The sequence below is a fragment of the Micromonospora sp. MA102 genome (genome assembly GCF_025460765.1).
GTDB classification, from domain to species: Bacteria; Actinomycetota; Actinomycetes; order Mycobacteriales; family Micromonosporaceae; genus Micromonospora; species Micromonospora halotolerans.
Genome location: NZ_JAMWEG010000005.1, coordinates 24,292 through 43,039, shown reverse-complemented (window position 1 = coordinate 43,039; position 18,748 = coordinate 24,292). Strand labels below are relative to the sequence as shown.

The following is an 18,748-nucleotide window of genomic DNA, read 5'->3' as shown; positions in this document are numbered from 1 at the left end:
GTCGCCGACGAGGAGAGAGATGAACGTTCTGCTGTGGCACGTGCACGGCTCCTGGACGACGTCCTTCGTGCACGGGAGACACCGGTACCTCGTGCCGGTCACGCCCGACCGCGGCCCGTACGGGCGGGGCCGGGCGCGGACCTACGCCTGGCCGGAGAACGCCGTCGAGGTGACCCCGGAGGAGCTGGGGCGGGCCGACGTCGACCTGGTGCTCCTGCAACGGCCCGAGGAGCTGGACCTGGCCGAACGGTGGCTGGGCCGCCGGCCGGGCCGCGACGTGCCGGCGATCTACGTCGAGCACAACACCCCGAAGGGCGACGTGCCGGACACCCGCCACCCGATGGCCGACCGGGACGACCTGCTGCTCACCCACGTGACCCACTTCAACGAGCTGTTCTGGGACAACGGGGCCACCCGCACCGCCGTCGTCGAGCACGGCATCGTGCCGCCGGCCGTCGAGTGGACCGGCGAGCTGGACCGCCTCGCCGTGGTCACCAACGAGCCGGTCCGCCGCTGGCGGGTCACCGGCACCGACCTGATGCCGCGCTTCGCCGCGGTCGCCCCGCTGGACGTCTTCGGCATGGGCGTGGCCGGGCTGCCCGACCGGCTCGGCCTGCCGGCGGACCGGCTCGCCGTCCACGACGACCCGCCGCAGCACGCCATGCACGCCGAGGTGGCGCGGCGGCGGGCGTACCTGCACCTGTGCCGCTGGACGTCGCTGGGGCTGAGCCTCATCGAGGCCATGACCATCGGCATGCCGGTGGTCGCGCTGGCCACCACCGAGGCCGTGGACGCCGTGCCACCCGACGCGGGGGTGCTCTCCACCCGGGTGGACACGCTCGTCGAGGCGGCCCGCTGGCTGGCCGAGGACCGCGACGCCGCGTACCGGCTCGGGGCGCGGGCGCGCGAGGTGACGAAGGAACGCTTCGGGCTCGACCGGTTCCTCGCCGACTGGGACCGGCTCATGGAGGAGGAGACATGCGCATCGCGATGATTTCGGAGCACGCCAGCCCTCTCGCCGCCCTCGGCGAGGAGGACGCGGGCGGGCAGAACACCCACGTGGCGGAACTCGCGGCCGCGCTCGTCGGCGAGGGGCACGACGTCCGCGTCTACACCCGCCGGGACTCCGCCGCGCTGGCCGAGATGGTGTCCAGTCCGGACGGCTACCAGGTGTGCCACGTGCCGGCCGGCCCGGCGCAGCGGGTGCCGAAGGACGAGCTGCTGCCGTACATGGGTGAGTTCGGCAGCTGGCTGGCGGACTCGTGGCGGCGCGGCAGCTGGATCCCGGACGTGGCGCACGCGCACTTCTGGATGAGCGGCCTGGCCACCGTGCACGCCGGGCGGCGGACCGGGGTGCCGACGGTGCTGACGTACCACGCGCTCGGCACGGTCAAGCGCCGGCACCAGGGCGCGCGGGACACCAGTCCACCAGGGCGGGTCGGCTACGAGCGGGCCATCGGCCGGACCGTGGACCGGGTGATCGTGCAGTGCGCGGACGAGGTCGCCGAGCTGGTCCGGATGGGCGTGCCCCGGTCCCGGATGGCGCTGGTGCCGTCCGGCGTCAACCAGGCCGTGTTCCGCCCCGACGGCCCGGTCGCCCCCCGCGACCCGGCCCGCCCCCGCATCCTCACCGTCGGCCGGATGGTGGAGCGGAAGGGCTTCCTGGACGTGGTCCGGGCGCTGCCCGCGGTGCCGGACGCCGAGTGCGTGGTCGTCGGCGGCCCGCCGGCCGAGCTGCTCCCCGCCGACACGTTCGCCCGGCGGCTGTCCGCGCTGGCCGAGTCGTGCGGTGTGGCCGACCGGGTGAAGCTGGTCGGCGCGGTGCCGCGCGAGGAGATGCCCACCTGGTACCGCTCGGCGGACGTGCTGGTCGCCGCCCCCTGGTACGAGCCGTTCGGGCTCACGCCCCTGGAGGGGATGGCCTGCGGCGTGCCGGTGATCGGCACCAACGTGGGCGGCATCGCGGACAGCGTCGTGGACGGGCTGACCGGCGACCTCGTGCCACCGCGCGACCCCCGCGCGCTCGGCACCGCGCTGCGCCGGCTCCTCACGGACCGGGTCCGCCGTTTCGCGTACGCCACGGCGGCGCTGGACCGGATCCGCAGCCGGTACTCCTGGAAGCGCTGCGCCGAACAGCTCGGCGCGGTCTACGCCGCGCTGACCACGGCGTCCCGGCCGGCGTCGGCGGTGGCGTGATGACCCGGCACGACGCTCTCGACGCCCACCTCTCCGGGCTGGCCGCGGCACTCCTGCCGTACCGGCGGGAGGCCGAGCGGCTGGCGGGCTGGGGCACCGAGCTGGCCTGGACGCTGGCCCGGGGCGGGCGGTTGCTGGTGGCCGGCAACGGCGGCAGCGCCGCCGAGGCCCAGCACCTCACCGCCGAACTCGTCGGCAAACTCCGCGACGACCGCGAACCCCTCTCCGCCATCGCCCTGCACGCCGAAACCTCCGCCCTCACCGCCATCGGCAACGACTACGGCTACGACGAGGTCTTCGCCCGCCAGGTCCGCGCCCACGGCCGACCCGACGACATCCTCCTGCTCATGTCCACCAGCGGCACCAGCACCAACCTCCTCACCGCCGCCCGCGCCGCACACGACACCGGCCTGCGCTGCTGGGCCTTCACCGGCCCCGCCCCCAACCCGCTCGCCGAGGAGTGCCACGACGTGCTCGCCGTGCCGTCCCCGGACAGCCAGGTCGTGCAGGAGCTGCACCTGGTTTCCACGCACCTGCTCTGCGAGTACGTCGACCAGGCCCTGCCGCTGATCCGGCAGCTCCCCACCGCGCCCGTCCCCGCGCCGCGGGCGGGGGCCGTCGCCCGCTGGGCAGCCCCGTCCGGCCCCGCCGGAGGTGACCGGGACGGCGGTGACCGCCACCTGCTCGCCGGGGTCGGATCCGGGCCGCACCTGGGCGTCGGCCGGGCGCTGGACGGGCACGCCCGGGACGGGGCCCGCCGGCACCGTCCGGCCGACGGGCACGGCGTCAACGGGCACAACGGACACTCCGCCGACGGGCACGGCTTCGCCGGGCAGCCGGCCGACGGGCACGGGTCCGCCGGCGCGGGATCGGTGCGGTCGTGACCCGCCCGCTGGTCGTGGTCGGCGACGCGCTGCTGGACTGGGACGTCACCGGCGTGGTCGGCCGGGTCGCCCCGGACGCGCCGGTGCCGGTGCTCGACGAACGGTCCACCGCCGAGCGACCGGGCGGGGCCGGGCTGGCCGCGCTGCTCGCCGCCGCGCAGGAGACCGAGGTGGCGCTGGTGACCGGGCTGGCCGACGACGCCGGCGGGGCCCGGCTGGCGCAGCTGGTGACCGAGGCGGGCGTCGAGCTCTTTCCGGTCCGTCTGCCCGGCGCCACCGCCGAGAAGATCCGGCTCCGGGCCGGCGGGCAGACCCTGCTCCGGCTGGACCGGGGCGGTGACCCCCAGCCGGCGGGCGAGCCGACGGAGGCGGTGCTGGAGCTGCTGTCCCGGGCCCGGGCCATCCTGGTGAGCGACTACGGTCGCGGGCTGGTCCGCCAGCCGACGCTGCGCGCGGCGCTGGCCGACGCCACCGCCCCGGTGGTCTGGGACCCGCACCCGCGCGGCCCCGCCGCGGTGCCCGGGGCCCGGCTGGCCACCCCGAACCTGGCCGAACTGCGGCAGCTCACCGGCGACGCCGGTGCCGGTTCGGCGCTCTCCACCGCCACCCGGGCCGGGCAGGAGCTGCGCCGCCGGTGGCGGGTCGGCGCGGTCGCGGTGACCACGGGACCGGACGGGGCGGTGCTCTGCCACTCCGGCACCGCGCCGCTGGTCGTGCCGCCGCCGTCCACCGTGGCGCACGTCGAGGACACCTGCGGCGCCGGGGACCGGTTCGCCGCCACCGCCGCGCTGGCGCTGGCCGACGGCGCGTCGGTCGCCGAGGCGGTGCAGGCGGCGGTCGGTGCCGCGTCCGCGTACGTGGCGGCCGGCGGGGCGGCCGGCCTGCACCGGGCACCGGAGCAGCCCGAGCACCGGCTCGCCGGCCGCACCGGCGAGGAACTCGTCGCGAAGGTACGCGCCGACGGCGGCACGGTGGTCGCCACCGGCGGCTGCTTCGACATCCTGCACGCCGGTCACCTGGCCACCCTCCAGGCGGCCCGCCGCCTCGGCGACTGCCTGGTGGTCTGCCTCAACTCCGACCGGAGCGTCCGGGGCCTCAAGGGGCCGCAGCGCCCGGTCAACCCGGAACAGGACCGGGCCCGGCTGCTGGCCGCCTTGGACTGCGTCGACGCGGTGGTGGTCTTCGACGAGCCCACCCCGCACCAGGTGCTCGCCCGGCTGCGCCCGGACGTCTGGGTCAAGGGCGGCGACTACGCGGGCGACGGCGCGCCCGAGCTGCCCGAGGCGGAGCTGGTGCGCCGCTGGGGCGGGCGGGTGGTCACCGTGCCCTTCCTGACCGGGCGCTCCACCACCGGCACCATCACGGCCGCGCGCCAGCGCGGTCTCCACCTCGTCAAGGGAGCGGTATGAGCGAGCGTCAACACGCGAATCGTCCACGTAGGGCACCGTCGGCTCAGGGCGCCCCGCAGCGGAGCGGGGTGCCGGCATGAGCAGGGACCTGAACGGACGGGCCGTCCTCGTGACCGGCGGGTCGAGCGGGCTCGGCGCGGCGGTGGTGTCCGCCGTGGCCAAGGCCGGCGGCCGGCCGTACGTGCTGGACCGGCAGGCGCCGGCCGACGGGGTGCCGTGGGTCGAGTGCGACCTGGCCGACACCCGGGCGGCCGAGGCGGCCACCCGGCAGATCGCCGAGCAGGCCGGGGGCCTCGACGGCCTGGTGACCGCCGCCGGCATGGACGTGCCGGGTCGGCTCGCCGACGTCGACGGCGGGACCTGGGACCGGATCGTGACGATCAACCTGCTCGGCACGGCCGCGGTGATCCGGGCCGCGCTGCCGCACCTGGAGCGGGCGCACGGCACCGTGGTGACCGTGGCGTCCACGTTGGGCGTCAAGGCGGTCAGCGACGCGACCGCGTACTGCGCGGCGAAGTTCGGGGTGGTCGGCTTCACCCGGGCGCTCGCCGCCGAGCTGGCCGGCACGGTCGGCGTGACGCTGCTCATCCCCGGCGGGATGCGGACGGCGTTCTTCGACGAGCGGGACGAGCGGTACAAGCCCGGCCCGGACGCGATCCTCAACGACCCGGCGGACACCGCCGAGGCGGTCATGTTCGCCCTGGCCCAGCCGCCCGGCTGTGCCGTACGCGAGCTGGTGGTCTGCGCCGAGCAGGAGTCCTCGTACCCGTGATCCTCGTGCTCCGGGCGCTCGGCGTCGGCGACCTCGCGACCGGGGTGCCGGCGCTGCGCGCGTTGCGTGCCGCGTACCCGGGCAGCGAGCTGGCGCTGGTCGCGCCGCGCTGGCTGACCCCGCTGGTCGAGCTGGTGGGTGGCGTGGACCGGCAGGTCGTGGCGGACGGGCTGGGCCGCCTCGGGTGGTCCGGCCCGCCGCCCGACGTGGCGGTGAACCTGCACGGCCGGGGGCCGCAGTCGCACCGGATGCTGGCCGGGGTCCGGCCGCGGCGGCTGCTGGCCTTCGCCAACGCGGAGGCCGGGTGGCACGACGGTCCGCCGTGGCGGGCCGAGGAGCACGAGGTGGACCGGTGGTGCCGGATGCTGGGCTGGTACGGGATCCGCACCGACCGCGGTGACCTGGCGCTGCGCCGCCCCGGGCCCGGCGGACTGCCGACCGGCGTGACGATCGTGCACCCGGGCGCCAAGGCGGCGCAGCGGCGCTGGCCGCCGGAGTGCTTCGCGGCGGTGGCCCGGGAGCTGGCCGGCCGGGGTCACCGGGTGGTGGTCACCGGCAGTCCCGGCGAGCGGGACCTGGCCGCCGACGTGGCCCGCCGGGCGGGGTTGCCGGCCGACGCGGTGCTGGCCGGCGCGACCGACGTCGGCGAGCTGGCCGCGCTTGTCGCCCACGCCCGCCTCGTGCTCTGCGGGGACACCGGCATCGGTCACCTGGCCACCGCCTACGCCACCCCGTCGGTGCTGCTCTTCGGCCCGGTGCCGCCCGCCGCATGGGGCCCGCCGCCGGACCGGCCGTGGCACGAGGCGCTGTGGGCCGGCCCGATCCCGGCCGGGGACGGCCGGGCCGTGCACCCGGCGCTGGCCGAGCTGGACGTGCCGGCGGTGCTGGCGGCGGTGGACCGGGTGACCGCGGCCGCCCGGTCGCGGTCGGTGGCCGGCCGCCGGGTGCCGGCGCAGGCGGCCGGCCACCCCCTTGCTACCCACCGGTAGCCTCCGGCCGTAGGCTGAGCCGGTGAGCGGGGAGTACACGCAGGAGTTCGTGGACGTCGACGGGGCGCGCATCGGCGTGCAGGTCTACCCGGAGCCGGACGGGCCGCCCGGCGCGCCCGTCGTGCTGATCTGGCCGGCCATGGGCGTCCGCGCCCGCTACTACCGGCCGTTCGCCGCCGCGCTGCGCGACGCCGGCCTGGCCGTCGTCGTGGCCGACCTGCGGGGCACCGGCGAGAGCACGCCGTCCCCCGCCCGCAGCTGCCGGTACGGCTACGCCGAGCTGGCCACCGACGTCGGCGCGGTGCTCGACGCGCTCAAGCCCCGGCTGGACGGCCGGACCCGGCTGCTGCTCGGGCACTCGCTCGGCGGGCAGGTCGCGGTGCTGCACCAGGCGCTGCACGACGCCGACCGGGTGGACGGGCTGGCCCTGGTGGCGGTCGGCATCCCCTGGTGGCGCGGGTACCCGGGGCTGCGCGGCTGGGGTGTGCTCCCGTACACCCAGGGCATCGCCGCGGTGGCCCGGCTGCTCGGCGTGTGGCCCGGCTGGGGGTTCGGCGGCCGGCAGGCGCGCGGGGTGATCCGGGACTGGGCGCACACCGCGCGGACCGGGCGCTTCCCGGTGCTGGACGGGGTCGACGCCGAGGCGGCCGTCCGGCGGGTCCGCACCCCGGTGCTCGCGGTCAGCGTCGACGACGACCAGTACACGCCGCACGAGACGATGGACCACCTCTGTGCCAAGCTCGCCGCCGCCCCGGTGACGAGGCACCGGTACACCGTCGCCGAGGCCGGCGCCCCGCTGGACCACTTCACCTGGGTCCGCGCCGCCGCCCCGCTGGCCGCGCGGGTCGCCGCGTTCGCCGCCGCGCTGCCCCGGTGACCCCGGCCGTCCCGGCGACCGGGCCGACCCCGCCGTGGCCGAAAACGGGTGCGTAGTCGCGCGAAAGGTGGGTAAGCCGCACCGCCCGAACACGGCGGAGGGGGATCAGATGTCCGAACGGCACACCGCGTTGCGCTCGATGCACGACCTGGGCCTGGCGGCCTGGTTTGGCGGCTCACTGATGGGGGCGCTCGGCGTCAACGGCGCGGCGGCGAAGATCGACGACTCGACCCAACGGCTGCCGGTCGCCTCGGCCGGCTGGGCGCGCTGGACTCCGGTCAACGCGGCCGCGATCGGCGCGCACCTGGCCGGCGCGGTCGGCGAGCTGGTGACCGAGAGCCCACGGGTGGCCAGCCAGGCCGGCGTGGCCAGGATGAGCACGCTGAAGACCGCGCTGACCGTGGGCGCGCTGGCGGTGACCGGTTACAGCCGACTGCTCGGCATGCGGCTGCAGAAGGCGGGCGGGCCGCCCGTCGAGGGGGCCACCGAGCCGAGCTACCAGACGCCGGCGAATGTCGCCTCCTCGCAGCGGCAGATGAAGCTGCTCCAGTGGGCCATCCCGGCGATGACCGGCGCCCTCGTGGTGGTGTCCGCGTACATGGGCGAGCAGCAGAAGCCCGGACAGGTGCTGCGGGGTCTGCTCGGCCGGGCCGGCGGGCTGGCGAGCGCCCCGATGGCGATCGGCAAGATGGCCGGGATGGGCGCGAACAAGCGACCGATGGCCATGGCCGGCAGGTGATCCGCGGTTGACCGACGCCCGGGGCGACCGCCCCGGGCGTCGACGCGCCGGTCAGGAACCGGTGCCGTCCTCCTCCCCCGGCCGGCCCAGGGCCGACGGCTCGTTGTCCGGCACGGACGGCTCGGCCACCGGGTGCCCGGTGTCGTCCACCAGGCCCGGGGCCATGCTGCCGCCGTGCGCCTCCTCGGCCTCCCGGGTCGCCCGGGGATCCCGGCCGTCCCGGGTCAGGCCGCCGGGCTCGTCCCGTCGCTCGTCCACGCGTCCCCCTCGCTGTCGGTCCTCGGCACCGCCGGTACCCGGGACGTACCGGCGGAAACCTCAGGCGGGGGTGGTGGCGGGCGTGACGCCGAGCAGTCCGGCCAGCCGGGCGGCGTCCCGCTGGGCCTGGTCGCCGCAGCAGTTGTTCAGCAGCACGTGCAGCTCGGCGCACTGGTCGGCGAGTTCACGCAGCAGCACGGACCAGCGCCGCAGCTCCTCCTCGCCGTAGGCGTAGCGGAACCTCTCCTGCTTGTCGCCGCTCTCCCAGGCGGTGCTGTGCCCGTGGAACCGCACCACGGCCAGGTCGGCGGTGGCCACGAGGATCGGCGGCACCGAGGAGGCGTGCCCCTGGGGCATGTCCACGCAGACGTAGCCGAGCCCGTGCTCGCGCAGGAAGGTCACGGTCTCGACCACGGCGTCCGCGGCGAACCAGGAGGAGTGTCGCAGCTCGACGGTCACCGGCCAGGGCCGGCAGCGCCGCGCCGCGGACAGGATCCGCTGCCGGGCCGCCTCGCCGCGGGCCAGCCAGGGCGGGAACTGGAGCAGCACGGCGCCGAGCCGGTCGGCCGCCGCGAGCGGCGCCAGCGCCGCGTGGAACCGGTCCCACAGCGCGTCGTACGCCCCGGCGGACAGGTCCCGCCAGCGGATCCGGGTCGGGCCGCCGGCCGGGCGCAGGTCCCGGGGCAACGCGTCGACCGGGGTGTGGTGGCCGGTGAAGAGGCGGAACGCCTTGACGTCGAAGGTGAAGCCCGGCGGGGTGGCCGCCGCCCAGCCCGCGGTGGTCTCCGGCGCCGGGATCGCGTAGTAGGACGTGTCCACCTCGACCAGACCGAACCGCTCGGCGTACCAGCCGAGGCGGCCGGCCGGGGTGTTGACCGCACGGGGATACCAGCCCGAGCGGACCAGCATCTGGTCGGCCCAGGAGGACGTGCCCACCTTGATGACACCCATGTAATTCAGTGCACCGCGATCCGGACGAAACGGCAACTCGGGACGGTCCGGTGTGGAACCGGGAAAGTGTCGGTGGCGGGTCGTACGGTGTCCCCGGTCCTCAAGCGAAAGGCGGGCGGCATGAGCGTCTCCGACCAGGTCCTCACCGGCGAGCGGGCCGATCTGCTCGCCGCCCTCCAGCTGCGCCGCGGCTTCCTCCGGCAGACCGTGGCGGGGCTCGACGACGAGCAGGCCGCCCGGCGCAGCACGGCCAGCGAGCTCTGCCTCGGCGGCCTGATCAAGCACGTGACCCTCACCGAGCACCGGTGGATGCGGTTCGCGGTGGGCGGCGCCGAGGCCATGCAGAGCGAGCCCGTCGACTGGGCCGGCCAGTTCCGGATGACCGAGGGCGAGACGCTCGCCGGGCTCCTCGCCGAGTTCGACCGGGTGGCCGTCGAGACGGACGCCTTGGTCGGCACGCTCGACCTCGACGCCGCGCATCCGCTGCCGAGCGCACCCTGGTTCGAGCCGGGCGCCAGCTGGTCGGTGCGCCGGGTGCTGCTGCACCTCATCGCCGAGACCGGGCAGCACGCCGGGCACGCCGACATCATCCGGGAGTCGATCGACGGGACGAAGACCATGGGTTGACCGGCACGCGGTGACCGACATCACCCACCCGAACGGGGCGGGTGGCGGGTTCCGGTGTGACGCCACGGCTGGTGGCGGCGCTGAGGGACACGAGATGAACGAACACCGCATGGACCAGGAGACCGCCGAGCGCCTGCTCGTCGGCACCCTCACCGAAGCTCAGGACGGTCCGCAGGTGCTCGTCGGGTTCCTGGCCGCCGTCCGTGCCGCTCCCCGCCCGCACGAACTCACCGGTGAGGGGGCGGCCCTCCAGGCGTTCCGGGTGGCGCGGGCCGGCGGCGCGGTCCCCGTGGCAGTGTCCCGTCCCCCGCGACGGCTGCACGCCGGGCTGTTCGGCGCCAAGGTCGCCCTGGCCGCCCTGCTCGCCACCGTCACCGGCGGTGTGGCCCTGGCCGCCGTCACCGGCAACCTGCCGGTCCCGCCGGGCAGGGGTGGTGGTGCCTCCCTCACGCCGTCCCCCCACCCGAGCACCGACGGGCGGGCCACGCCGACGGTCGACCCGGGTCGAGCGACCACCCCGGCCGCCCCTCCGACCGGCCGGCCGGGCAGCCCCGCCGCCCTGGCCGGGCTCTGCACCGTCTACCGGGCGAAGAACGACGCGGACCGGGGCCGGGCGCTGGAGGCCCCGCCCTTCGCCGAGCTGGTCGCGGCGGCCGGTGGTCGGGAGAAGGTTCCCGGCTACTGCGACGCGCTGCTCACCGGGCACGGCAAGCCGACCGGTTCCCACGGGACACCGCCGCAGCCGAGCGCCGTCCCCACCACACGGCCCGGCGTCGGACCGACCGCCCGGGTCACCGGCCAGCCGGAGGCCACACCCGGCACCCCGGAGGTCCGGCTCGCGACGACGACCCCTCCGGCCAAGCCGCCGGCGTCGAAGACCGCCTCGGTCCGCCCCTCCCGGCGCTGACCGGCCCGTGGCGGATCCGGGCCGGGCGGGCCGCACCGGCCCGGCCGGCGCCGTTCACCCCGAGCACCGCGCAGCGATCGCGCGGGCCGGTGGTCGACGCCGGACGGGCTGGTAGCGTGCGCCGGTGACTCCGCGGCGCCGCCGACTGGCGATCCCCTTCCGCCTGGCCGTCGTCCTCGGCGTGGTGGCCGGCATCGTGCTCACCGCGCTCGGCCCGGCCACGGTGAGCGGCCTGCTGCCGTACTTCACCATCCAGAGCAACGTGGCGGTCGCCGTCTTCGCCGGGTACGCGGCCTGGCGGGCCTGGCAGGGCCGCCCGGAGCCGCCGCGCGCGCTCAAGGGGGCGGTGACCCTCTACATCACGATCACCGGCACCGTCTACCACCTGGTGCTGGCCAACCCGGCCAGCCCGTTCGCGATGGTCCAGCCGCACCGCGGGCCGGGCGAGTGGTGGGGCAACCAGCTCCTGCACACCGTGGTGCCGCTGCTCGCGATCGCCGACTGGGCACTGTTCGACCGGCGCGGCCGGCTGCGCCCGCGGTACGCCGCGTGGTGGCTGGCGTTCCCGGTCGCGTACCTCGGTTTCGTCCTGGTGCGGGGGCTGGTCGTGCACCGCTACCCGTACCCGTTCCTCGACGTCGGCCGGCTCGGCTACGGGGGCGTGGGGTTCAGCGCGCTCGCCTTCGCCGTCGCGTTCTGGCTGCTCGGGCTCCTCTTCGTCGGCGTGGACCGGGGCCTCGCCGGTCGGGCCCGCGGCGTGCCGCCCGCGCCGGCCGTCGCGCCCGAGGAGACCGCGGCCGGGCCCCGCTGACCGGCGGCGTCACCCGGTCGCCGGCCACCCGGGGCCGCGCCGCTCGCCGTCCGCGCCGCCGACCCGGATCCGACGGCCCGTGGTGCGGTCGCGGCCGTAGGAGTCGGCGCGCCCCCAGCGGCCCGGCACGTCCAGCAGCTCGATCCGGCCGTAGCCCTCGGGGACGTACGGGTTCACCAGCAGGTTGTCCCCACACGGGCGCAGCCCGAGCATGGTGGCGAGCAGCATGAGCAGGCCGCCGGAGGCCCACGACTGGGGGCGGCCGGCCACCGGCAGCTGGACCGGGTACTTGGTGACGCCGCGCGGGTAGCCGGCGATCACCTCCGGCACCGAACCGCCGAGCGTCTCCACCACGGCGAACATGCCGGCGACGACCTGGGCCGCCTCCGCGTCGTACCCGTAGCGCCGCAGGCCCGCCGCGACGAGCGCGTTGTCCGACGGCCAGACCGCACCGAGGTGCCCCCCGAGCGGGTTGTACGGCCGCTGGCCGCTGGCGTAGGTGCGCACCCCCCAACCGGAGAAGAGTTCCGGGCCGCACAGGTGGGCGGCCAGCGCGTCGGCGCGCTCGGGCTCGACGATGCCGCTCCAGAGCAGGTGCCCGAGGTGGGAGGTGAGTGCGTCCACCGGTTCCCCGTCGGGGGTGAGGGCGAGCGCGTAGTAGCCCCGGTGCGGCAGCCAGAAGTCCCGGTGGAACCGCTCGCGCAGCCGCGCGGCCTCGGCCTCCAACCGGTCGGCGTAGGCGGGGTCGCCCCAGAACTCCCGGGCCAGCCGGGCGCCCCGGATCTTCGCGTCGTAGGCGTACCCCTGCAGCTCACAGGTCGCCCGGGGGAACGGCGGCGCGACGGCGTGCCGGTCGACGATGGCCTCCGGCGAGTTGCGCCACGTCTGGTTGGCCACCCCGTTGACCGTGTTGCGCGGCTGGTAGCGCACGTAGCCGTCGCCGCACAGGTCGCCGTACTCGTCGAGCCAGTCCAGCGCCATCCGGGTCGGGTGACGCAGTTGCCGGACCAGGTCGGCGTCGCCGGACCAGCGCTCGTACTCGTCGAGCAGGATCACGAACAGCGGTGTGGTGTCGGCCGCGCCGTAGTAGGGCGCGGTGGGCTGCTCCCCGAAGGCGGCCGATTCGCCGTACCGCAGCTCGGAGAGGATCTTCCCGGGCTCCTCGTCGTGGTGGTCGTCGAGCTGCCCGCCCTGCAGCAGGGCCAGCAGCCGCAGCGTCGCCGGGGTCAGCTCCGGGGTGAACGGCAGCGTCTCCAGACAGGTCAGGATGGCGTCCCGCCCGTACAGCGCCATGGCCCACGGCAGCCCACCCACCGGCACCCGGTCGACGAACGACAGCGGCACGTACCGGAGCGAGGCCAGGTCGGTCAGCGCCTGCCGGTACGCCATGGTCAGCGATTCCCGCTCGGCGACGAGCTGCGGCGCGTGGTCGAACCAGCGGGACAGGTCCTCCCGCATGTCGTGGTGCACGTGCTGCCGGTGGGACTCGAGGCTGGAGCGCAGGTCGCGCCCGCCGGCACCGTGGATGATCATTCCGACGTGCAGGTCGGTGTGCCAGGTTCCGTTCGGAGCGACCCGGATCCGGAAGGTCATGCCCCGCTGGTCGACCTCCACGGGTGCCGTGCTGGAGACGACGGTCTCCCGGGTGAACCGGTCCCGCTGGTGGCGGATCCGCAGCTGACGGTGCTCCGCGTCGGCCACGACCACCGGCCGGCGCGGCGCCGGCCGGAGGATCTCCGAGGTGTCGGCGAAGTCGCTGCCGATCTCCATCCGCACGGTGAACTCGGCGGCCTCGGGGGCGTGGTTCAGCACGGTGAGCCGCTCGTTGAAGCTGTCGTCGATGGACCGGTGCCGGAGCACCGAGACGTCGGCGTCGACGTAGTGGCTGGCGGTGCCGGGAACCAGCACGAACCGGGTCTCGAAGTAGGCCAGCTCGTCCCGGGACAGGGCGTCCAGCCGCTCGCCGTCGACGGTGAGCACCCAGCGGGACAGGAAGCGGGTGTCGAATGAGAACAGGCCGATCGGGGCGTACGGCTCGACCTCCATGTCGCCCTGCGCGTCGCTGAGCGCGAACGCGTTACCGGCGAGGACGCGCACCAGCTTCTTCATCGGGTCCCCACCCCGGCGCAACCCAGCTCGCGGGGATGCCGGGCGTCGGGCGGGCCCGGGAAGAGCCGGCGCAGCGACAGCAGCAGGCGCAGGTCGCCCTGGGCGGTGAGGTCGTTGCGCAGCAACGCCGCGGCCACGTGCAGCCGGCCGGCGGCGATCCGGTCGAACACCTCGCGGTCGGCACGGACCACCAGGTCGGCGTCGTCCGCGAGGCGGGCCACCCGGACCTCCTGGCGGTCGATCGTGACGTACCAGTGTTCGGTCCGCGCGCCTTCCCGCAGGTCCAGCCGGACCGTGCCACCGGTGGTCTCCGGCAGGTCGGGGTGCTGGCCGGCGACGTGCCGGGCCAGGTACTCCGCCGCCGAGGCGCTCATGGGTCCCTCCCCCCTGTCGGTCGTTCACAGCCGGTCGCCGGGCGAGCTCCGCCCGCTCCCGCAGGGTCCCCGCCGGTCGGGTGACCCCAACTCACCCCGTCGGGGTGAGCCCGGCTGGTGCGCCCGGGCGGAGGTCGGGTACTGCGGAGGAATGGGGATGACCGGGGACGCCACGACCGACCGGGTGCTCACCGCGCTGCTGACCATGCAGCGCCAGTCCTGGGAGCAGGGGGTGACCGGGCACGCGCTGCTCGACCTCGGGCTCGGCGAGCTGGCCCTGCTGGTCGCCGACGCCGCGGTGACCCGGCAGCACCCGGACGGGCGGCTCGGCGACGTGTCCGGCGAGGCCGGCGCGGTCAACGGCGCGGCCTGCGGCGAGGCGGTGCACCACGCGGCCACGACCGACGGGGACCCGCGCTACGCCGCCGCGCTGGACGCGCAGCTCGACTGGCTGGTCACCCGGGCGCCCCGGGCCGCCGACGGCACCCTGTTCCACCTGCTCGACAGCCGCCAGGTGTGGGCGGACAGCGTCTACATGGTGGTGCCGCTGCTCGCGCTGGCCGGCCGGACCGACCTGGCCACCGGGCAGCTCGACGGGCACCGCCGCCGGCTGTTCGACCCGCGCACCGGCCTCTACGCGGCCCGCTGGGACGAGGACCGCGGCCAGCTGGTCCAGCCGCACCCGTGGGGCACCGGCAACGGTTGGGTGGTGGCCGGGATCGCCCGGGCGCTGCGCCTCGCGCCGGACTGGCCGGCCGCGTCCCGCGCCGAGCTGGCCGGGCACGCCCGCACGGTGCTGGACGCCTGCCTGGCGTACCGGACCGACGACGGGCTCTTCCCCGACGTGCTCGACGACCCGGGCTCGTTCCGGGAGGCGAACATCGCCCAGCTCCTCGCGTACGCGGCGCTGACCGGGGTGGCCGACGGCTGGCTGCCGCCGTCCTGGCTGGCGACCGGCGCGGATCTGCTGGCCGCCGCCGGGCGGCGGGTCGACCGCCACGGGCGGGTGACCGGGGTCAGCGGCGCACCGGACTTCACCGCGCCGGGCACCTCCCCGGAGGCGCAGGCGTTCCACCTGCTCGGGCACGCCGCGCTGGGCCGCGCCCGGGCGGCGGTCAGCCGCGCCGGATGAGCCCCCGCACGTACGCGGCCTGGCCGGCGTGCTGGACGTCGTCGTCCAGCACGCTCACCAGCCGCACGCCGAGCGTGACGGGCGGGTCCCAGTTCTCGTCGACCACCCGGTCCAGGTCGGCCGGGCGCAGCCCGCGCAGGTACGCCAGGGTCCGGTCGACCACCGCCCGGTGGTAGTCCAGCAGCACTCCGCCGTTCTCCGGCCGCACGCGGGCGACCTGTTCGGGGCCGTACCCGTAGCCGGTGTCGTCCGGGTCGGCGGTCAACCCGCAGCGCCCCGCCCACTCGCCGCCGACCCAGAGCTGCTCCTCCCCCAGCACGTCGCTGACCTGCTGGTCCTGGATCCGGGTGAGATGCCAGACCAGCCAGCCCACCGGGTTCGCCCCGTCGGCCGGGGCCTGTCGCAGCTGTTCCGGGCTCAGCCCGTCCAGCGCCCCCGCCACCAGGTCGGGCAGCCGGCCGTACGCCTCGGTCAGCAGGTCGTTCACGTCCACGCGTCCCACCCTCCTCCGCCGTCGGTGCCACCGGAGGCAGTACCGCCCAGGACGGGCGGCAAACCTCACCCCCTTAGGGTTGATCGCGTGGTCGCGGCGCTGGAGATGTATCTCGACACCGACGCCACCCGGCGGATCCGGGTGCTCTGGGACGCGTTGGAGGCCGAGGGCGTGCAGAGCATGAGGTCGCTGCTGGAGCAGCGGCACCGGCCGCACGTCTCGCTGGCCGTCGCGCCGCGTCTCGACCCGCACCGGGTCGCCGAGGCGCTCGCCGGGATGGTGGTGGCCGCCCCGCTGCGGCTGGAGTTCCAGCACGCCGGGCAGTTCGTCGGGCGGGTGCTCTGGCTCGGGCCGGCCCCCACGCCGGAGCTGCTGGCCCACCACGGCGCGGTGCACGAGCGGCTGACCCGGGCCGGCATCGACCTGGTGGAGCACTACCAGCCGGGCCGGTGGGTGCCGCACTGCACGCTGTCCATGCGGGTGCCGAACGCGCTGATGGCCGCGGCGGTGCGCCGCTGCCTGGAGGTGCTGCCGGTGACCGCCACCGTGGTCGGCGCCGCCGTCACCGACCACGCCCGGGGCATCTCCCATCCCCTCGGCTGACCCGCCGCCGGTCAGCGCGGCCCGAAGTCGACCAGGAAGGTCAGGTAGTCGGGCTGTGGACAGGGGTCGCCGCGGTGGCCGAGCCGCTCGTAGAAGGGCGCGGCCCGCTCCCGGTGGGCCTGCCACTCCAGGTGACGGGCCCGCCCGGCCGCCCACTCCGACACCGCCGCCAGCAGCGCCCGGCCCACGCCGCGCCGGCGCCGGTCCGGACGTACGTGCAGGTCGTGCAGGCGGACCGTGCGGTGCGCGTCGCCGGAACGCAGGTGCGGCCCGTGGTCCTGGGCTGCGGCGTACCCGCTCAGCCCCTCGTCGTCGACGGCGCCGAGCAGCGCCCACCGCGGGTCGGCGAGCAGCAGCAGGAACCGCTCCCGGTGGACCTCGGCGGGCTCGTCCCCGACGCCCATGTCGCGCAGCATCGGCCACAGCCGCGGCCAGTCCGACCCGGCCAGCTCCCGGACGGTGATCTTCACGTCGTCCAGGATGCGGCCGGCACCGGGTCCTGCGCCATCTGCCGCCGCCGGCCATGCCGCGGGGCGGCACAAGCTGGCAACGGATCGGGTCAGGGCCGTCCTGGCCGCCGAGGACGGCGGGTGGACGCCTGCCGTCCCGACACGCGTCGCTGACCCTCCCCGCCGCCCGGCCCCGGCGGGCCGGGGCCGGGCGGCGGCCGAGAGGCGGCCGGGCGCCGGGTGGACCTAGACTGGCCCGGTGAGGGAGGCAGAGTGACCGGCGCGAGCGCGCCGTCGATGACATACGGTCACACCTGCCTGGCCTACGACGACCCGGCGGTCCTCGACGCCCGGGCGGTCGCCCACCTGGCCGCGGGCCTCGCGGCCGGCGAGCAGGTCTGGCTGGTCGCCCCCGGCGACCGCGACTCCCTAACCCGCCGGCTGGACCGTCTCCCCGGTCTCGACGCCGCGTTGGGCCGGCGCGCGCTCCGGCTGCTCTCGGTCGAGGACGCCTACCGCCACGACGAGATCGTCGATCCGGACAAGCAGGTCCGGGCGTACGCGGCGGCCACCGGCGACGCGCTGGCCGCCGGCTACACCGGCCTGCGGGTGGTGGCCGAGGCCACCACGCTGGTCCGCTCCCCCGCCCAGCGGGAGGCCTTCGCCCGGTACGAGCACCTCATCGACCGCTGGATGCGTCACCACCCGATGTCGGCGGTCTGCGCCTACGACCGGCGCGAGCTGAGCGACGCGGCGATCGCCGAGCTGGCCTGCATGCACCCCGAGACGAACGCCGACGTGCTGTTCCGGCTGCACGCCGGTGGCGGCGACGCGATCATCGAGCTGGGCGGCGAGCTGGACCCGTCCAACCACCGGCTCTTCGCCGCCGCGCTGGACCGGGCCGACCCGCGACCGGCGGACGGCCGGCTGGTGCTCGACGCCACCGGGCTGCGCTTCGTCGACCACCGCTGCCTGCTGCACCTGCGCGACCTCGCCCGCCGGCACGACGCCACCGCCGTGCTGCGCACCTCGCGCTCCGCCGCGGCCCGGCTGGTCGAGCTGCTCGACCTGACCGAGGTGCGGGTGGAGGTGGTCCGGTGAGGACGGGCGCCGCGGCCGGCCACGTCGGCTACTACCACGAGGCGATCCTCTACGACTCGGACGAGCACCTGCTCGCCGTGGTGCTGCCGTTCCTGCTCGGCGGGGTCGAGGCCGGCGAGCCGACCGTGGTCGGCTTCGGCGGACGCAACGCGGAGCTGGTCCGGCGCGCCCTCCCCGCCGGCTCCGGGGTCACCTTCCTGCCCGGCGGCGACGTCTACGCCCGCCCCACCCCGGCGATCCGCTCCTACCGGAAGCTGCTGGGCTCGTACGTGGCCGACGGCGCCCGGCAGATCCGGATCGTCGGCGAGCTGCCGCCGGCCGTGCTCGGATCCACCTGGGACTGGTGGGCCCGCTACGAGTCGGCCATCAACCACGCCTACGACGACTTCCCGCTGTGGAGCATGTGCGCGTACGACACACGGAACACGCCGGCGCGGGTGCTGGCGGACGTGGCGCGGACCCACCCCCGGGTGGCGTTGCCGGACGGCAGCCACGTGCCGACCGACGTCTACACCGAACCGGCGCGCTACCTGGCCGAGCACCGCCCGATGCTCCCCGACCCGGTGCAGCGGACGGCACCGGCGGTCCAGCTGGTCGACCCGAGCCCGGCCGAGGCGCGCGACGCGGTCCGCGCCGCCTACCGGGGGCAGCTCCCGGTCGACCACCTCGACGACCTGGTCGTGTCGGTCAGCGAGGTGGTGAGCAACGCGCTGCGGCACGGTGCGCCGCCGGTGCGGATGCGGCTGTGGAGCGCACCGGACCGGATGGTGGTGACCGTGCACGACCGGGGTCCCGGCCCCCGCGACCCCTACGCCGGCCTGCTGCCCGCGGGGAACGGCGCGGCGGGCGGCCTGGGCCTGTGGATCAGCCACCAGTCGTGCAACCACGTGGCGCTGCACCGGGACACCGACGGTTTCACCATCCGCCTGACCGCCGGAAATCCGTACTTCCCGGTCTGAGTCGGATCGCATTCGCGGTCGTGGGCGGGGCGGGGCGGAACCCGCGCGCCGACGGCGGTACCGTTGCGCCTCATCATGCCCTGCGGGGCGGTCATCCGCCGGCCTGGC

20 protein-coding genes and 1 pseudogene are annotated in these 18,748 nt (G+C 76.1%); 15 read left to right on the top strand and 6 right to left on the bottom strand.

Annotated elements, in window-relative coordinates:
• Window positions 1-19 precede the first annotated feature (19 nt).
• The 8 genes and pseudogenes from NFX44_RS12145 (at window position 20) to NFX44_RS12110 (ending at window position 7,866) form a co-directional block, all read left to right on the top strand.
• Window positions 20-994 (top strand): glycosyltransferase, encoded by a 975-nt coding sequence (locus NFX44_RS12145; RefSeq protein WP_262283618.1) that lies wholly within the window; start codon window positions 20-22, stop codon window positions 992-994.
• Window positions 979-2,196: a glycosyltransferase gene (locus tag NFX44_RS12140; RefSeq protein ID WP_262283617.1), complete on the top strand. Its 1,218-nt coding sequence runs from the start codon at window positions 979-981 to the stop codon at window positions 2,194-2,196. The genes NFX44_RS12145 and NFX44_RS12140 overlap by 16 nt, the downstream gene beginning before the upstream one ends.
• Window positions 2,196-2,768: pseudogene (locus tag NFX44_RS12135) on the top strand (SIS domain-containing protein); the annotation flags it as partial. The gene NFX44_RS12140 and the pseudogene NFX44_RS12135, both read left to right, overlap by 1 nt.
• A 308-nt stretch (window positions 2,769-3,076) precedes the next feature.
• Window positions 3,077-4,489, top strand: a complete 1,413-nt coding sequence (gene rfaE2 / locus NFX44_RS12130; RefSeq protein WP_262283616.1) for a D-glycero-beta-D-manno-heptose 1-phosphate adenylyltransferase — start codon at window positions 3,077-3,079, stop codon at window positions 4,487-4,489.
• An 88-nt stretch (window positions 4,490-4,577) separates the two neighbouring features.
• On the top strand, window positions 4,578-5,261 hold the full coding sequence (locus NFX44_RS12125) for an SDR family oxidoreductase (protein WP_262283928.1): 684 nt from the start codon (window positions 4,578-4,580) through the stop codon (window positions 5,259-5,261).
• Window positions 5,258-6,250: a glycosyltransferase family 9 protein gene (locus NFX44_RS12120; RefSeq protein ID WP_262283615.1), complete on the top strand. Its 993-nt coding sequence runs from the start codon at window positions 5,258-5,260 to the stop codon at window positions 6,248-6,250. The genes NFX44_RS12125 and NFX44_RS12120 overlap by 4 nt, the downstream gene beginning before the upstream one ends.
• Before the next feature lie 22 nt (window positions 6,251-6,272).
• Window positions 6,273-7,127 (top strand): alpha/beta fold hydrolase, encoded by an 855-nt coding sequence (locus tag NFX44_RS12115; protein WP_262283614.1) that lies wholly within the window; start codon window positions 6,273-6,275, stop codon window positions 7,125-7,127.
• 109 nt (window positions 7,128-7,236) lie between these two features.
• A complete protein-coding gene (locus NFX44_RS12110) occupies window positions 7,237-7,866 on the top strand; it encodes a hypothetical protein (RefSeq protein ID WP_262283613.1) in 630 nt (209 codons plus the stop codon).
• A 51-nt stretch (window positions 7,867-7,917) separates the two neighbouring features.
• On the opposite strand, the gene NFX44_RS12105 is transcribed toward NFX44_RS12110, so the two are convergent.
• On the bottom strand, window positions 7,918-8,124 hold the full coding sequence (locus tag NFX44_RS12105; RefSeq protein ID WP_262283612.1) for a GTPase activator: 207 nt from the start codon (window positions 8,122-8,124) through the stop codon (window positions 7,918-7,920).
• 60 nt (window positions 8,125-8,184) lie between these two features.
• Window positions 8,185-9,075, bottom strand: a complete 891-nt coding sequence (locus tag NFX44_RS12100; protein WP_262283611.1) for a DUF72 domain-containing protein — start codon at window positions 9,073-9,075, stop codon at window positions 8,185-8,187.
• A 120-nt stretch (window positions 9,076-9,195) separates the two neighbouring features.
• Here NFX44_RS12100 and NFX44_RS12095 point away from each other — a divergent pair, with 120 nt between their 5' ends.
• The 3 genes from NFX44_RS12095 (at window position 9,196) to NFX44_RS12085 (ending at window position 11,420) form a co-directional block, all read left to right on the top strand.
• A complete protein-coding gene (locus NFX44_RS12095; protein ID WP_262283610.1) occupies window positions 9,196-9,702 on the top strand; it encodes a DinB family protein in 507 nt (168 codons plus the stop codon).
• A gap of 94 nt (window positions 9,703-9,796) precedes the next feature.
• Entirely contained in the window at window positions 9,797-10,609 is an 813-nt protein-coding gene (locus tag NFX44_RS12090; RefSeq protein WP_262283609.1) for a hypothetical protein, read from the top strand.
• Window positions 10,610-10,733: 124 nt separating this feature from the next.
• The gene (locus tag NFX44_RS12085; RefSeq protein WP_262283608.1) at window positions 10,734-11,420 is read left to right on the top strand and encodes a Pr6Pr family membrane protein; all 687 of its coding nucleotides are present in this window, start codon (window positions 10,734-10,736) and stop codon (window positions 11,418-11,420) included.
• Between the two features lie 9 nt (window positions 11,421-11,429).
• On the opposite strand, the gene NFX44_RS12080 is transcribed toward NFX44_RS12085, so the two are convergent.
• On the bottom strand, window positions 11,430-13,529 hold the full coding sequence (locus tag NFX44_RS12080; protein ID WP_262283607.1) for a glycogen debranching N-terminal domain-containing protein: 2,100 nt from the start codon (window positions 13,527-13,529) through the stop codon (window positions 11,430-11,432).
• Window positions 13,526-13,903 carry an SCP2 sterol-binding domain-containing protein gene (locus NFX44_RS12075; protein ID WP_262283606.1) on the bottom strand — a complete coding sequence of 126 codons (378 nt, stop codon included), beginning with the start codon at window positions 13,901-13,903 and terminating at the stop codon, window positions 13,526-13,528. The genes NFX44_RS12080 and NFX44_RS12075 overlap by 4 nt, the downstream gene beginning before the upstream one ends.
• Before the next feature lie 157 nt (window positions 13,904-14,060).
• Here NFX44_RS12075 and NFX44_RS12070 point away from each other — a divergent pair, with 157 nt between their 5' ends.
• Window positions 14,061-15,035, top strand: coding sequence for a glycoside hydrolase family 88 protein (locus NFX44_RS12070; protein ID WP_262283605.1), 975 nt, complete (start codon window positions 14,061-14,063; stop codon window positions 15,033-15,035).
• On the opposite strand, the gene NFX44_RS12065 is transcribed toward NFX44_RS12070, so the two are convergent.
• On the bottom strand, window positions 15,019-15,528 hold the full coding sequence (locus NFX44_RS12065) for a DinB family protein (RefSeq protein WP_262283604.1): 510 nt from the start codon (window positions 15,526-15,528) through the stop codon (window positions 15,019-15,021). The genes NFX44_RS12070 and NFX44_RS12065 overlap by 17 nt on opposite strands.
• Before the next feature lie 87 nt (window positions 15,529-15,615).
• Between NFX44_RS12065 and NFX44_RS12060 the strand changes: the two genes are divergently transcribed.
• Window positions 15,616-16,131 carry a 2'-5' RNA ligase family protein gene (locus NFX44_RS12060; protein ID WP_262283603.1) on the top strand — a complete coding sequence of 172 codons (516 nt, stop codon included), beginning with the start codon at window positions 15,616-15,618 and terminating at the stop codon, window positions 16,129-16,131.
• Window positions 16,132-16,142: 11 nt separating this feature from the next.
• On the opposite strand, the gene NFX44_RS12055 is transcribed toward NFX44_RS12060, so the two are convergent.
• Complete coding sequence (locus NFX44_RS12055) at window positions 16,143-16,601, bottom strand: GNAT family N-acetyltransferase (protein WP_262283602.1); 459 nt, start codon at window positions 16,599-16,601, stop codon at window positions 16,143-16,145.
• Between the two features lie 276 nt (window positions 16,602-16,877).
• Between NFX44_RS12055 and NFX44_RS12050 the strand changes: the two genes are divergently transcribed.
• Both NFX44_RS12050 and NFX44_RS12045 read left to right on the top strand, forming a co-directional pair.
• Window positions 16,878-17,681 (top strand): MEDS domain-containing protein, encoded by an 804-nt coding sequence (locus NFX44_RS12050; RefSeq protein WP_262283601.1) that lies wholly within the window; start codon window positions 16,878-16,880, stop codon window positions 17,679-17,681.
• Complete coding sequence (locus tag NFX44_RS12045; protein WP_262283600.1) at window positions 17,678-18,640, top strand: sensor histidine kinase; 963 nt, start codon at window positions 17,678-17,680, stop codon at window positions 18,638-18,640. The genes NFX44_RS12050 and NFX44_RS12045 overlap by 4 nt, the downstream gene beginning before the upstream one ends.
• Window positions 18,641-18,748: the final 108 nt, after the last annotated feature.

Excerpts from the sequence above, each read along its gene's own strand:
- NFX44_RS12145 (WP_262283618.1), top strand. The coding sequence starts at position 20 with ATGAACGTTCTGCTGTGGCACGTGCACGGCTCCTGGACGACGTCCTTC.
- NFX44_RS12140 (WP_262283617.1), top strand. The coding sequence starts at position 979 with ATGCGCATCGCGATGATTTCGGAGCACGCCAGCCCTCTCGCCGCCCTC.
- NFX44_RS12110 (WP_262283613.1), top strand. The coding sequence starts at position 7,237 with ATGTCCGAACGGCACACCGCGTTGCGCTCGATGCACGACCTGGGCCTG.
- NFX44_RS12100 (WP_262283611.1), bottom strand. The coding sequence starts at position 9,075 with ATGGGTGTCATCAAGGTGGGCACGTCCTCCTGGGCCGACCAGATGCTG.
- NFX44_RS12095 (WP_262283610.1), top strand. The coding sequence starts at position 9,196 with ATGAGCGTCTCCGACCAGGTCCTCACCGGCGAGCGGGCCGATCTGCTC.
- NFX44_RS12090 (WP_262283609.1), top strand. The coding sequence starts at position 9,797 with ATGAACGAACACCGCATGGACCAGGAGACCGCCGAGCGCCTGCTCGTC.
- NFX44_RS12080 (WP_262283607.1), bottom strand. The coding sequence starts at position 13,529 with ATGAAGAAGCTGGTGCGCGTCCTCGCCGGTAACGCGTTCGCGCTCAGC.
- NFX44_RS12075 (WP_262283606.1), bottom strand. The coding sequence starts at position 13,903 with ATGAGCGCCTCGGCGGCGGAGTACCTGGCCCGGCACGTCGCCGGCCAG.
- NFX44_RS12070 (WP_262283605.1), top strand. The coding sequence starts at position 14,061 with ATGACCGGGGACGCCACGACCGACCGGGTGCTCACCGCGCTGCTGACC.
- NFX44_RS12050 (WP_262283601.1), top strand. The coding sequence starts at position 16,878 with ATGACATACGGTCACACCTGCCTGGCCTACGACGACCCGGCGGTCCTC.